Raw genomic sequence first — 13,561 nt, forward strand, 5'->3', positions numbered from 1 at the left:
CTGCCCCCTAATGCAATAGCAGTTCCTCCATTTTCTTTTTACCGTTTCCTGCAAGGAGATGATCTGGTTGAATTTCAAGCGCTTGATTAAAAGCTTCTAACGCTTCCTTTGGTTCATTTTTATAAGCATGTGCTACACCGATGTTAAAGAAAGCATCCGCATGATTTTCATCTTGTGCAATAACTTTCTTGAATTGTTTCATAGCTTCATCAATTTGTTCAAGTTGGGCTAGGCAAAGACCAAATTGGAAACGTGCATCAATGTCTTCTGGATTCATTTCTGTTACTGTTTGAAAATGAACGAGCGCATGGCTTAATTGCCCTAAGTGGTAATGGCTTATCCCAATCATATAATATACATCAGCTTCTTTTAGCTTGTACTGAATGGCTTGGTTAAACATTTTAATGGCCTCTTCAAATTTCTCCAATTGGTAAAATGCATTCCCAGCACAATAATAAGCTGTTGCTACAGTCTCATCTAAGGATAATGCTTTTTCAAAAAATACAATAGCTTTTTCTAGTTCACCTACGATGGCTAATAAATTCCCAAAGTTAATAAACCCAACTGGATCATTAGGGTTTGCTTCAATTGCTTGATTAAAATATGATGCCGCTTTTTCATAATCTCTTTCCTGCATTGCTTGTAATCCAAGTTGTATGTAATCTTTCATTTTCTACCATCCTTATCTAACTTAATATAGAGTTGTCCTGTTTTATTTAGTATAACAAAGAATTGTGACTGTCACCCAAAACAACTGCAATTGACTGCTTTTGTAATTGGTGACTTCGATTGTGAGCCGAACTCGACTATTTATGAGACTAACTTTTGATTTATGAGCCAAACTCGACCACTTATAATCCTAACTTTCGATTTATGAGCCAAACTCAACCATTTATGATCCTAACTTTCGATTTATGAGCCAAACTCGACCACTTATGATCCTAGCTACTAATTTCACTCTGATTGTTCTAGACAAAAATAAAAGGAGAACTTGGATTAAAGTTCTCCCTCATCTGTCAAAATAACGTCTATCGTTCCGCCTCCGAGACATACATCCCCATCATAAAAAACGACAGCTTGACCAGGTGTTACTGCTCGTTGTGGTTCGTCAAAGATCACTTTTACTCTACCATCGGAAAGTGGGATCACTTTCACTCCTTGATCTGGCTGACGATATCGGAATTTTGCTGTACATTTAAACTGCTCCGTTGGTTGGTTAGGACTAATCCAGTTAAGATTAACACCGTATAATCCTAAAGAATATAGTCCTGGATGATGGTAACCTTGTCCAACGTATAATATGTTTTTCTCGATATTCTTACCGATTACAAACCAAGGCTCACCTGCACCACCAATACCTAGTCCCTGACGCTGTCCTAGTGTATAGTACATGAGACCATCATGTTTTCCTTTGACCTCTCCATCCAACGTCTGCATTTCACCAGGTTGAGCAGGTAAATATGAGCTTAGAAACTCTTTGAAATTTCTCTCACCAATAAAGCAAATACCTGTACTATCCTTCTTTTTAGCTGTCGCTAGGTTTGCGCGTTCAGCAATTTCACGGACTTCCTTTTTCTCCATATGTCCAATAGGAAACATCGCCTTAGAAATTTGATCTTGGCTCAGCGCATTTAGGAAATATGTTTGATCTTTATTATTATCAAGACCACGAATTAATCGATGTTCACCCTCCTGATAATCAACACGAGCATAATGCCCAGTCGCAACATAATCAGCTCCTAATGTTAGCGCATGCTGCAAAAAGGCTTTGAACTTAATTTCTTTATTACACATAACATCTGGGTTAGGAGTTCTCCCTGCACGATACTCATCAAGAAAGTAAGTAAAGACCTTATCCCAATACTCTTTTTCAAAATTAACAGCATAGTACGGAATACCAATTTGATTACATACTTTTATGACATCATTATAATCTTCCGTTGCGGTACAAACCCCATTCTCATCTGTATCATCCCAGTTTTTCATAAAGATGCCAATTACATCATAGCCCTGCTCTTTTAAAACGAGTGCTGTAACAGACGAATCAACCCCTCCGCTCATTCCAACAACAACACGGGTCTCTTCTGGTTTTTTATCTAGTTGTCTATTCATACTACTCACCACCTACAAAGCTAAAGAAAAAAGTTGTTTTTAAAGTGATGTAATTCTTTTCACAATTTTTACTGTTTCCTTAGCTGCTTTCTCTATATCTTCTTTAGTATTTCCATAACCAAAGCTAAATCTAACTGAAGATTTAGCTTTTTCATCATCATTAAACATAGCTGTAAGAACGTGGGATGGTTCAAGTGAACCTGCTGTACAAGCCGAACCACTTGAAACTGCTATTCCAGCAAGGTCTAAATTAACGAGAAGTGACTCCACGTTTGCGCCTTTAAAACTAATATTTAGTACATGAGGAAGAACATCTGTTTCATGCCCGTTAACTGAAAAGTCTAACCCCTCTTCATGGAAAATACGAATCATTTGCTCACGAAATTGAATATAACGCTGCCTTTTCTCTTCCACATCAGCCTTTGCCATTTTAGCCGCCTCTGCGAAACCAACAATACTTGCAACATTTTCTGTTCCTGCCCGGCGTTTTCTTTCTTGTTCTCCGCCATATAATTGAGGTTTTAAGCTATAGCCTTTTTTAGCATATAAGAAGCCTATTCCTTTTGGACCATTTATTTTATGAGCAGATACAGACAGAAAATGAACACCTAATTGATCAACATCAATAGGTATTGATCCGTATGCTTGTACAGCATCCGTATGGAAGGTAATCCCCTTTTCATTTAAGTATGAGCCAATCTCAGCAATCGGTTGAAGGGTACCAACTTCATTATTTCCGTACATGATTGAAACGAGGATTGTTTCTTCCCGAACATGTTCTTGTAAATCCAATAGCGAGACTCTTCCCTTTTCATCCACAGGAAGATAAGTGACTTCAAACCCTTGGTCCTCTAATGCTTTGCACGTATGAAGAACAGCATGATGCTCAATGACAGAAGTGATAATATGATTGCCCTTTGCTTTGTTTTTCATTGCATAACCAATAATCGCCATATTATCTGCTTCTGTCCCACCGCTTGTAAATATTAATTCATCTGGATGAGCACCTATTGTTTGTGCTAACGATATTCTCGCTTCATCTAAAGCTTGCCTCGTTCTACGCCCAAAACTGTGAATACTAGAAGGATTTCCAAAATGCTCACTGAAGTAAGGCATCATTGCTTCTAATGCTCTTGGATGTAGTGGTGAGGTCGCTGCATGATCTAAGTATATCGGTTTCAAATCTTACACCTACTTTTTCATTCACATATGTTGATCTACCTCTTATATGTAGAACATATAATATTCCTGATTACCTTTATCCTCATAATCCGCTAAATCTTGTAGTGTTGTATTATCTAATACATTTTTTACCGCATCACGGATTTTTATCCAAAGATCTCGTTTAGCTGGCTCTTCATCATCAAGCACCTCAACAGGACTTATCGGTCCTTCAAGGACACGAATAATATCACCAGCCGTTATGTCTACTGGTTCTTTTGCAAGCATGTAGCCACCGTATGCACCTCTTACACTTTTAACTAACATTGCATTTCTTAGTGGTGCAATTAATTGCTCTAGATAGTGTTCTGACAGTTCATGATCCTTTGCGATTGATTTTAAAGAAATAGGTCCTTCACCGTATTTCTTTGCTAACGCCATCATGATGGTTAACCCGTAACGTCCCTTTGTTGATATCTTCATTATTATTTACCCCTCTTTCTATCAATCGATCTACTAACCGTTGGCATTGCGGAAGCGTTATACCAACAACACTTCCTATCCCAAAGCAAAAAATTAATGTACCGATAAAAACAGGTCCCCCTAACAGCCATCCCGTTGAAAGAACGACAACTTCCATTGCACTACGAACCCATTGTACTTTAAGCTTTGTCTTTTCTGTTATTGCCAACATTAAGCTATCTCTAGGTCCTGCTCCACATTTTGGAGCAATATAGAGTCCAATTCCATATCCAATGATAACGATCCCACTTAAAAGCATTATCAGTTTGCCAATGAATGAGTTTGGCGTAATTAAAAGAAATAAAAAAATATCAATAAAAACTCCAACTAGCACCATATTAACAAACGCACCGATTTGAGGCCATTCTTTTGTAAGTAAAATCGTAACCCCGATAATGACAAAACCCATGATAATTGACCAAGTACCAATTGTTAACCCTAGCTGTAATGTTAAACCAATATGAAGTACATCCCATGGAGCACTTCCTAAATCCGCAGTTATCATTAACGCAATTCCAAAAGACATGATCACTAAACCTAGCATAAAAATTCCCCAGCGTAAGCCTAGCTTCTTTGTTCTCCAATTTCTATGCTCCTCTATGTTCATGTTGATTCCTTCTCTCTATTCTCTACTCAAACATAAATACTTTGCCCATTATAGCATGAATTGGATTTTATTTGCATTGAAAGAAAATTAACTATTCTTCAATTCCTGTATTCGGTTGTAAAATTGAGCTAGCCTCTTTTCTTGGCCACTTTCTTTAGGCTTATAATACGTCTTTCCCTTCAAATTATCAGGTAAATATTGTTGCTTAACCCAGCCACCAAAATCATGTGGGTATTTATAATCAACGCCTCTACCTAATTCCTTTGCTCCTCTGTAATGAGCATCCTTTAAATGATCAGGTACTTCTCCAATATTTGTGGAGCGGACATCATTTAATGCTTGATCTAATGCTTTATAGGCACTATTCGATTTTGGAGACAGACACAACTCAGTAACGGCGACGGCTAAAGGGATCCTAGCTTCTGGTAACCCAAGTCGCTCTGCCGACTGGATTGCTGCCAATACCATCTGTGGAACTTGACTGTTAGCTAAACCAACATCCTCCCAGGCTGTTACAAGCAGTCGGCGACAGATCACATCTAAATCCCCTGCTTCAATTAATCTAGCTAAATAGTGAAGGGCAGCGTCTACGTCTGAACCCCTCATACTTTTTTGAAATGCACTAATTATGTTATAAAAGTGATCTCCTTTTTTATCATAATGTAAACTTTTCTTCTGTAGGCATTCTTTTATGATTTCCAAAGTTATTGGAATTTGTCCTTCTTCATTTGGGTCGGTAGATAATACTGCGATCTCTAATCCATTAAGAGCAGAGCGAATATCACCACCACAATGATGTGCCAGCTCATCTATGACTCCGTCCTCAATGAGGAAGCTTTGTTTGCCAAAGCCTTTTTTCTCGTCATGCAAAGCTCTCTCTAACACTTCTTTAATCTCATTTGGCTTGGGATGAGTTAACTCTAATACTGTACAGCGTGATTTGATTGCATTGTTAATTTCAAAATGAGGGTTTTCTGTTGTCGCCCCGATAAGGATAATAATTCCGCTTTCCATATATGGAAGTAAAAAGTCTTGTTGACTTTTATTGAAGCGATGAACTTCATCGACAAATAAGATTGACTTCCCTAATAGCTTCGCTTCTTGTACAACCGCTTCCATTTCTTTTTTCCCCGATGAAACGGCATTTATTTCATGATAGGGTAAGGAAGTTAATTGCGCGATAACGTTTGCGATCGTTGTTTTTCCTGTACCTGGTGGGCCGTATAAGATTATAGATGATAATCGGTTAGATTTTATCATTCGTTGCAGTAATTTTCCTTCACCCACAATATGTTTTTGACCAACAATTTCTTCTAATGAACTAGGGCGCATTCTGTAGGCGAGTGGTTCTTTAAAATAATTTTCCACTAATATCAACTCCAATAACACTTTCGTTGAAACAAATCTAGCAGTCTCTAGATTATTCTTCTCTTACCATTCGATATTTAATAGATCATTATATTTGGGATATTTTTATGTACTTTTCCTAATAATAGTTCTAAATATTAATAGTTCTATTATATATACTATCGTATCCAACTTTGCAAACTGAACAACTTTAAATTCTTATAGAAGCGCCCTGTTAGCGTTGAGTGTTGATTTTAGGCTCCTTATTAAAAAGAAGTTATTATTGAAGCTGTTGATTTTTGGGCCTATTCCTGAAAGGCGTTAGAAATTAACAATCACACGATGAGCCCAAAATCACCCTTTATCAATAACATGCTTAAAACAAAACTTTATTACTTCAAGTTTATATTTATTAACAATACTAGTATTTTCATATCTAATGTATAGATCCTAGATTTCTTGGAAATATTAATAGTAAATTTCACTAAAATATGAATTTACTTGTTAACCCAGAAAGATAAGGAGATGGTATTATGAAAGTACGCCAAGATGCTTGGTCACATGAAGATGATGTCTTATTAGCAGAAACGGTATTACGCCACATTAAAGAAGGAAGTACACAATTAGTTGCTTTTGATGAAGTTGGAGATGAATTACACCGAACTTCCGCAGCTTGCGGATTTAGATGGAATGCAGTCGTACGCCAAAAGTATGTAGATCAGATTAGAGAGGCAAAAAAGGAACGAAAAGAGCGCAAGAGAGCAGCTGCGTTTGCAACTAATCGTCGACCTGTAAGGAACGCTTCTATTTACTATCCTGTTATGAATTCGGCACAATCTTTAAATTTAGAAAATTTAGACATTGAAACTGTTATTTCATACCTTCGTTCTCTGACTTCAAATCAACTTCCAGCTGATCACTTGAAAAAAGAGAATGAAAAGCTATTAAAAGAGAACCTCGAGCTATTAACACAAAATAAAGAGCTTGAAGCTGAATTAAAGACTATTAGAGATGAACATATGACAATTGAAGAGGACTATCAATCACTTATTCAGATTATGAACCGTGCAAGACGTATGGCGATCTTACAAGAAGAAGAGCCTCTATCTAATGCTACCTTCCGTATGGATAAGAACGGTAATTTAGAAAAAGTAGCAAAGTAAAAGCAACAGATTATACTTCTGTTGCTTTTTTCTTATATCTACTTATCTTCTATTATAATATACGTAGCTTTTATAGGGCCGTGAACACCTACAACTAAATTCATTTCAATATCGGCACTATTACTTGGGCCAGAAATAAAGTTTACACATGAAGGCACTTTTCCTGTTTCCTCTTGAAGTTTATGAATATATTTTGTTGCTTGGGTCAATCGCGGAACGATTGTACTTTTCGGAATAAGTGCCACATAAAACTTCGGCAATAAACTTACTGATCTACCTTTGCCATTATCACTAAGTAATACAACGGTACCTGATTCTGCAAGCGTTAGATCTGCAAATGTAATACCAATATCTGCTTTTTCAGCTATTTTTATATTTTCATCTCCAGCTTCTGTATCCCATATATGAACATCTATTCCTGTCGTTTTTGATTTCTCATAATAACCATCAATTCCGTACTCCGTAAAACGTGGATCTGCCCAGCTTACAATAGATGTTGCTTTATAGCTGCTAACAACCTCAGCTAATACATTCGTTAACGTATCCGTTGTTGCTGTCGCCACTTGTGTATGGATACGAGTACATTGCTCCTTGAGCACATCAAGTAGTTCATCTTGAGATAAATCTTTAAAGACATCCCACTGGGGTTGGTACTTCCAATTTGGACGTGTAACGGGATGCGTTTGGCGGCTTCGCCCAAGACTTTTAGCTATCTGATTTAAGAATTTCTCTTGGTTTTGTACTGTACCGTTCGCCATTAGTTGTTCTCCCCCTTTTCACGTTCCTTAAACCAATTTCGAAAGCTCTCTTTACTTGGTTCTGGGAAGTCACGGATATCTGTCCATGGCTTAATTGGACCTGGTCCTTTCGTTACTTTCCCTTCTTTTGCAAAAGGCCCCATCATCGTTGGTGCCATCTTTGAACCCATATTATATAACTTTGGTGAACTAGCAGCCATTGCGAATCCTTTCATCGCTAACTTTTCACCAAATCCACCCTTTCCTTGTTCTTCAACGATATTACGACGATGTTTTACAAGGAGGTCATGTAATGGTATTTTCACTGGACACGCTTCAGTACATGCCGCACATAAACTCGAAGCATAAGGTAGCTCCTTATAATCTTCATAGCCACCAAGTAGTGGAGATAGTACCGCTCCAATCGGTCCAGGATATATTGAGCCGTAAGAGTGTCCACCAATGTGGCGGTAAATTGGACAAACATTAATACAGGCTGCACATCGAATACATTGAAGTGCTGATTGGAATTCAGTTCCTAAAATATTTGAACGTCCGTTGTCGACGATGACAAGATGAAACTCTTCAGGGCCATCGACATCCCCTTCATCCTTTGGTCCAGTTAATCCAGTAATGTAGCTCGTTAGCTTTTGTCCGACTGCACTGCGACATAACATACTTACTAAAATATCTAACTCTTCCCAAGTAGGTACGATACGTTCCATACCCATCACTGTAATTTGGGTTTTCGGAAGTGTTGTTGATAGACGAGCATTTCCTTCATTCGTGACAAGTGAAATACTTCCTGATTCTGCAACAGCAAAGTTACAACCTGTGACGCCAATATCTGCTTCTAAAAATTCATTACGCAATTGTTCTCTAGCAAATAAAGCTAGTTCTTCTGGTTTAGAAGATTGGGTATAACCACGTTTTACAGAGAAAGTATCACGAATTTGCTCCTTGTTTTTATGCAAAGCTGGAGCAACGATGTGAGATGGAGGGTCATGATCATCAATTTGGAGGATATACTCTCCTAAGTCTGATTCAATAACTTCACAGCCTGCTTTTTCAAGAGCTTCGTTCATACTAATTTCTTCGGTCACCATCGATTTTGACTTAATAACCTTTTTAGCATTTTTCTGTTTTGCAATATTCGTAATATACTCATTTGCTTCTTCTGCTGTTTGTGCAAAAAAGACATGGCCACCACGTTTAACTACATTTTCAGTTAACTGTTCTAAATAATAGTCTAGGTTTTCTAACGTATGTTGACGAATCTCTTCAGCAAGATTTCTCCACTCTTCCCAGTTTCCTAACTCTTCCTGGGCTTCTAACTTTTTGTTTTTCAGACGCTCCTGAGCTGACACCATTGCATTTCTCATAAACTCATTCTTTAGCCCTTTATCAACCCGATCAAAGAACTTTTCATCACTTATTTTCATGGTCATTTATTTCACCACCCTACCGTTTATTATTTCTTACTATTTAACACTTGCGCAATATGCATCACTTTGATTGGTTTGCCTTGACGTTCAATTCTACCACCGATATTCATTAAACAGCCACAGTCTGCACCAATTAAAACTTCAGCTTCCGTTTCTTCAATATGCTCAATCTTTTCATTGACCATTTGTTCAGAGATTGGAACCATTTTTACTGAAAACGTCCCTCCAAACCCACAGCACGTTTCTTTATTTGGTAAACTTGCAAACTCAAGTCCTTCAACATTTTCTAATAACTTCATTGGAGCATCTTTTACTCCTAATAAACGAGTCATGTGGCAAGAGGTATGGTACGTAGCTTTTGTTGGTAGCGACGCTCCAACATCTTCAATTTTTAAGACGTCGACAATAAATTGTGTTAACTCAAACGTTTTAGCCACTAAAGCATCAGCTTTAGCCTTCAACGTTTCCTCATCTTTAAATAAATGAGGATATTCGTGGATCATAGATACACACGACCCTGAAGGTGACACAACATAGTCAGATGCTGCAAAGGTTTCAATCATATGCTTTGCGACATCTTTTGCCTCTTTATGATAGCCACTATTGTAAGCTGGCTGACCACAGCAAGTTTGATTGTCTGGAAAAACAACTTCACAGTTAAGTCGCTCTAAAATTTCTACTGTATCTTTGCCAACACCTGGATAGAAGACATCAGCAAGGCAAGTAATAAATAATGATACTTTCATACATTCTCATCCCCTTATAGGTTATCTGGTCATCAGATCATTAACTTATAAATAATATATCTATTTTTAGTTTACTACAATTGAAAAAGCGTATTGGGGCCAACTCATAGAAAAAGTGTCTGAACACTTATGAGTCGACCTCTAACGCTCTTTCAACATTTACATTAAATTATAATCAAGATGTTCTTTATATACAATGACTTTAAGCGGCGATCTGATCGTCCTGATCTTTTTTACTTTGTTTACTTCCCTTTAGAATCGCATATACAATACCTGCAACTACGGCTAATACCATGAATGTTCCAAGATTAAATCCTACTCCGTATAGGAAGATAAACCCAAGGCCACCAGCAAAAACTATATAGTATAGCGTTGGGATCATCGTTTTACGAATTAGTGTTCCTTCACGACCTACTAATCCTGCAGCAGCTGAAGCAGCTACAACGTTATGCACACAAATCATGTTACCTGCAGCACCACCAATTGCTTGTAAAGCAATAATAGTAGAAGGTGTGACGCCGATATTATCCGCCACTCCAAATTGGAATAACGAGAACATCATATTACTAATCGTATTACTACCTGCAACGAAAGCTCCAAGTGCACCAATTAAAGGTGCAACTGCTGGCCAATTATCACCAATCATAATCGAAACACTTTCTGCTAATAAAATTGGCATACTGGCTAATTCTGCTGCATTAACCCCTGAGTTAATAAAAACTTGAACCATTGGTACTGCAAATAGTAAAGCTGCTGCAGCACTTACAGTTGTCATAAACGAGTCTTTTACTGCTCGTCCATAAGCTTGACCGTTCATTCCGAATAAAAAGATACAGATTAATGATACAACAACCATAATTGTACCTGGCAGGTATAGCGGTGTACTTGCAAATGAAATCGATGTACCAAACACTTCTGTGAAATTAATTTTCACAACATCGCTAGTTAACCACCCTTTAATTGGAAGTTCGTTTAAGCGAGTTAATACTAATAGAAGTCCAACTAGTACATATGGAATCCAAGCTTTATATACTGAAACCTTTTTAGCTGGTGCTTCGTTTGTGATTTTCAACTTACCAACCCATTCAGGATCCCAATTTTCTTTACGGTCAAAGTCCCACGTTTTCTTCGGCATAAATAAACCACGTTTTGCTGCTGGTACAACGATTGCTAAACCAATTAACCCACCAAAGAGTGACGGGAATTCTGGTCCTAACAAATTAGCAATTAATGCATAAGGAACCGTAAACGCAAGTCCTGCAAAGATAGCAAACTTCCAAATCGCTAAGCCTTCTGCAATAGATTTGTTCTTACCAAAGAACCAAGTTAACATTGCAACCATGAATAATGGAATTAAGGTACCGATAATTGCATGAAAAATAGCTGTCTGTGCACCAATTGAATTTAAGTACGCTTCGTATGTCATTCCTAATTCTGCAGCAGTAGCTAAAACTTTCTCATCTGCTCCAATTCCGTTATTAACACCAATCAAAATTGGCGTTCCAATCGCTCCGAATGTAACTGGTGTTGATTGAATAATTAAGGCAACCATGACCGCAGCCATAGCTGGGAACCCAACTGCTACTAATAGTGGAGCAGCAATAGCTGCTGGTGTTCCAAACCCAGAAGCTCCTTCAATAAATGAACCAAATAACCAACAAATAATAATTGCTTGAACACGGCGGTCAGGTGATACATTTGTAAAACCTTCACGGATCGAGTAGAGTGCTCCACTTTCCTTTAAAGTGTTTAAAAGAAGGATGGCACCAAAAACAATAAATAACACTTCAATAACCGTAACTAAGCCGCGGGAACTAGCAGCAGCTACTTGGTTAAATGGCACTTTCCAAACTAGTAACGCAACAGCCGCTGTAACAACAAATGCTAACGGCATAGCACGACTTGCAGGCCATCTTAATATAACAAGAAAAAGTAATACAGTTAAAATAGGTACTAATGCTAATAATGACAATACCCCTAAACCCATAGTTCGTCTTCCCCCTAAAATAGATCTTTCTCTCATACTAAACGTCAATTATCTAATAACCTTATTATCATATCTTATGGTCATCAGATGTCTTTAGTTGTAAGTGCTTTCATTATATGAAAAGTTCATAAATTATTCAATATATTTTTTAAAATGATTTCAATTGCTCATATGGTAAATTAAGGATATTACTCCTATCCATACATTTAATACCTAATAAGTGCAAAAAAAATCACGATATTCGTGTAAATATCGTGATTTTGTATACAGATAATTCAACGGATTAACGCTCAATAGTAATGTTATTTTGTTCAAGAACTTTTGTAATGACATGACCTGCCATAATGAGGCCTGAAACTGACGGTACAAATGCATTTGACGATGGCGGTAGCTTGGCTTTTCGAATAGGCCCTTCCTCTGCCGCTTCTGGAACAATTTCTTTTCGAATTTCTTCGCGAATTTTGACAGGACGTTCATCAGAGAAGACAACGTTTACACCTTTATGAATTCCTTCTTTACGAAGCTTTGTACGAACTACTTTTGCAATTGGGTCATAGCTTGTTTTAGAGATATCAGCAATTCGTAATCGAGTTGGATCCATTTTATTAGCAACACCCATACTGGAAATAACACCGATGTTCCTTTGTAAACATTGCTTAATTACATGAATTTTATATGTGATTGTATCGCATGCATCGACGACAAAATCCAAACCATAATTAAAAAATTCCTCATAAGTTTCTTCTGTATAAAACATTTTTAACGCAATAACTTCGCAATCAGGATTAATGTCTTTAATTCGTTCTTTCATTAACTCTACTTTAGGCTTCCCAACAGTTGATAATAAAGCATGAATTTGGCGGTTCACATTTGTAATATCAACATCGTCTTTATCGACTAATACTAGACGCCCTACACCTGACCTAGCTAGTGCTTCAGCGGAAAATGATCCAACTCCACCTATGCCAAGTACCGCAACCGTACTATCTTTTAGAGCTTGCACCCCATCTTTCCCAATTGCTAATTCGTTTCTTGAAAATTGATACAACATCTTTTCTCTTCCTTTCTTTCTATAACAAAGCATATTATTAGCTGTCGGTTGGAACAATTTACTGATTATACCTATAAAAGTAGTCGGGGTAAAATATACCATAGCTACTAAAAAAAATCTATATGTTCATGTAACCTAATTCCCATCCTTACTATTATGTACAAAAAGAGTAGCAGACATAAGAAAAAAGCTGACTCTAGGTATCCTTTCCCTCCATAATATCCTTTAGCATAGGCTAAAGCCTAATATCGTATGGATGGAGGTGAACACCAAAGTCAACTCACTTTTCGTGCAAATAAAATAAGAGACCCAAAGTGCCGTAACTCCCTAGTTTTGAACCTGCTCTCGCAGGTGGGTGTCCAGCTTCCTTCTTTATACGTCCTCACAAATGAAGGCATGTATTCCAAAAGAAGACTAATACTCCCAATAAAAAAGTGTTGGCTCAAAACTGTCAGTCGCTCACGAACACGCTAGGACTCTTACTTTTCTTAAGGAAATCATAGCATAAAAAGATACTGGGTTCAAGTAAAAAAATAAACTTTTCTGAATTTTCTATTAAGTGTATTTTTGCGAAATAAAAGAAGCTATGCTAAAGTGTCTATAGGAATTATGAAAGGTGGAAGGTGCCCGTTTAGCGACGCATGGACTGGAGCCCTCCGCATGAGATAAAGGATACACGGTGA

The 13,561-nt window shown here is 37.5% G+C and carries 12 protein-coding genes and 1 other RNA gene; 1 reads left to right on the plus strand and 12 read right to left on the minus strand.

All coding sequences use genetic code 11. The annotated features are described in order from the left end of the window. Positions 1-7: 7 nt before the first annotated feature. From GKP30_RS08990 to GKP30_RS09015, 6 genes are all read right to left on the minus strand, one after another. Positions 8-670 (minus strand): tetratricopeptide repeat protein, encoded by a 663-nt coding sequence (locus GKP30_RS08990; RefSeq protein ID WP_216829093.1) that lies wholly within the window; start codon positions 668-670, stop codon positions 8-10. Positions 671-996: 326 nt separating this feature from the next. Then, complete coding sequence (gene mnmA, locus GKP30_RS08995) at positions 997-2,112, minus strand: tRNA 2-thiouridine(34) synthase MnmA (protein ID WP_216829094.1); 1,116 nt, start codon at positions 2,110-2,112, stop codon at positions 997-999. Positions 2,113-2,151: 39 nt separating this feature from the next. Continuing rightward, positions 2,152-3,294: a cysteine desulfurase family protein gene (locus GKP30_RS09000; RefSeq protein WP_216829095.1), complete on the minus strand. Its 1,143-nt coding sequence runs from the start codon at positions 3,292-3,294 to the stop codon at positions 2,152-2,154. A gap of 42 nt (positions 3,295-3,336) precedes the next feature. Then, the gene (cymR, locus tag GKP30_RS09005; RefSeq protein WP_216829096.1) at positions 3,337-3,756 is read right to left on the minus strand and encodes a cysteine metabolism transcriptional regulator CymR; all 420 of its coding nucleotides are present in this window, start codon (positions 3,754-3,756) and stop codon (positions 3,337-3,339) included. Then, the gene (locus GKP30_RS09010) at positions 3,689-4,402 is read right to left on the minus strand and encodes a YczE/YyaS/YitT family protein (RefSeq protein WP_216829097.1); all 714 of its coding nucleotides are present in this window, start codon (positions 4,400-4,402) and stop codon (positions 3,689-3,691) included. The genes cymR and GKP30_RS09010 overlap by 68 nt, the downstream gene beginning before the upstream one ends. Before the next feature lie 87 nt (positions 4,403-4,489). Next, complete coding sequence (locus GKP30_RS09015) at positions 4,490-5,734, minus strand: replication-associated recombination protein A (protein WP_216829139.1); 1,245 nt, start codon at positions 5,732-5,734, stop codon at positions 4,490-4,492. Positions 5,735-6,282: 548 nt separating this feature from the next. Between GKP30_RS09015 and GKP30_RS09020 the strand changes: the two genes are divergently transcribed. Then, positions 6,283-6,912 (plus strand): RsfA family transcriptional regulator, encoded by a 630-nt coding sequence (locus GKP30_RS09020; RefSeq protein ID WP_236034983.1) that lies wholly within the window; start codon positions 6,283-6,285, stop codon positions 6,910-6,912. 38 nt (positions 6,913-6,950) lie between these two features. Here the strand turns inward: GKP30_RS09020 and GKP30_RS09025 are convergent, their stop codons facing one another. From GKP30_RS09025 to ssrS, 6 genes are all read right to left on the minus strand, one after another. Further along, positions 6,951-7,670 carry a LutC/YkgG family protein gene (locus tag GKP30_RS09025; RefSeq protein ID WP_216829098.1) on the minus strand — a complete coding sequence of 240 codons (720 nt, stop codon included), beginning with the start codon at positions 7,668-7,670 and terminating at the stop codon, positions 6,951-6,953. After that, a complete protein-coding gene (locus tag GKP30_RS09030) occupies positions 7,670-9,097 on the minus strand; it encodes a LutB/LldF family L-lactate oxidation iron-sulfur protein (RefSeq protein WP_216829099.1) in 1,428 nt (475 codons plus the stop codon). Before GKP30_RS09030 ends, GKP30_RS09025 begins: the two co-directional genes overlap by 1 nt. A gap of 23 nt (positions 9,098-9,120) precedes the next feature. Continuing rightward, positions 9,121-9,840 carry a (Fe-S)-binding protein gene (locus tag GKP30_RS09035; protein ID WP_216829100.1) on the minus strand — a complete coding sequence of 240 codons (720 nt, stop codon included), beginning with the start codon at positions 9,838-9,840 and terminating at the stop codon, positions 9,121-9,123. A 202-nt stretch (positions 9,841-10,042) separates the two neighbouring features. Continuing rightward, the gene (locus tag GKP30_RS09040; protein ID WP_216829101.1) at positions 10,043-11,827 is read right to left on the minus strand and encodes an L-lactate permease; all 1,785 of its coding nucleotides are present in this window, start codon (positions 11,825-11,827) and stop codon (positions 10,043-10,045) included. A gap of 283 nt (positions 11,828-12,110) precedes the next feature. After that, the gene (locus GKP30_RS09045) at positions 12,111-12,878 is read right to left on the minus strand and encodes a tRNA threonylcarbamoyladenosine dehydratase (protein WP_216829102.1); all 768 of its coding nucleotides are present in this window, start codon (positions 12,876-12,878) and stop codon (positions 12,111-12,113) included. A 302-nt stretch (positions 12,879-13,180) separates the two neighbouring features. Further along, a non-coding RNA gene (ssrS, locus tag GKP30_RS09050) (6S RNA) lies at positions 13,181-13,358 on the minus strand. Between the last annotated feature and the right edge of the window lie 203 nt (positions 13,359-13,561).

It is taken from the genome of Alkalihalobacterium elongatum (assembly GCF_019024285.1).
GTDB classification, from domain to species: Bacteria; Bacillota; Bacilli; order Bacillales; family Bacillaceae_F; genus Alkalihalobacterium; species Alkalihalobacterium elongatum.

What these genes read in the sequence shown, in the direction of transcription:
- GKP30_RS08990 (WP_216829093.1), bottom strand. Translation starts at nt 670, where the DNA reads ATGAAAGATTACATACAACTTGGATTACAAGCAATGCAGGAAAGAGAT.
- mnmA (WP_216829094.1), bottom strand. Translation starts at nt 2,112, where the DNA reads ATGAATAGACAACTAGATAAAAAACCAGAAGAGACCCGTGTTGTTGTT.
- cymR (WP_216829096.1), bottom strand. Translation starts at nt 3,756, where the DNA reads ATGAAGATATCAACAAAGGGACGTTACGGGTTAACCATCATGATGGCG.
- GKP30_RS09010 (WP_216829097.1), bottom strand. Translation starts at nt 4,402, where the DNA reads ATGAACATAGAGGAGCATAGAAATTGGAGAACAAAGAAGCTAGGCTTA.
- GKP30_RS09015 (WP_216829139.1), bottom strand. Translation starts at nt 5,734, where the DNA reads ATGCGCCCTAGTTCATTAGAAGAAATTGTTGGTCAAAAACATATTGTG.
- GKP30_RS09020 (WP_236034983.1), top strand. Translation starts at nt 6,283, where the DNA reads ATGAAAGTACGCCAAGATGCTTGGTCACATGAAGATGATGTCTTATTA.
- GKP30_RS09025 (WP_216829098.1), bottom strand. Translation starts at nt 7,670, where the DNA reads ATGGCGAACGGTACAGTACAAAACCAAGAGAAATTCTTAAATCAGATA.
- GKP30_RS09030 (WP_216829099.1), bottom strand. Translation starts at nt 9,097, where the DNA reads ATGACCATGAAAATAAGTGATGAAAAGTTCTTTGATCGGGTTGATAAA.
- GKP30_RS09035 (WP_216829100.1), bottom strand. Translation starts at nt 9,840, where the DNA reads ATGAAAGTATCATTATTTATTACTTGCCTTGCTGATGTCTTCTATCCA.
- GKP30_RS09040 (WP_216829101.1), bottom strand. Translation starts at nt 11,827, where the DNA reads ATGGGTTTAGGGGTATTGTCATTATTAGCATTAGTACCTATTTTAACT.
- GKP30_RS09045 (WP_216829102.1), bottom strand. Translation starts at nt 12,878, where the DNA reads ATGTTGTATCAATTTTCAAGAAACGAATTAGCAATTGGGAAAGATGGG.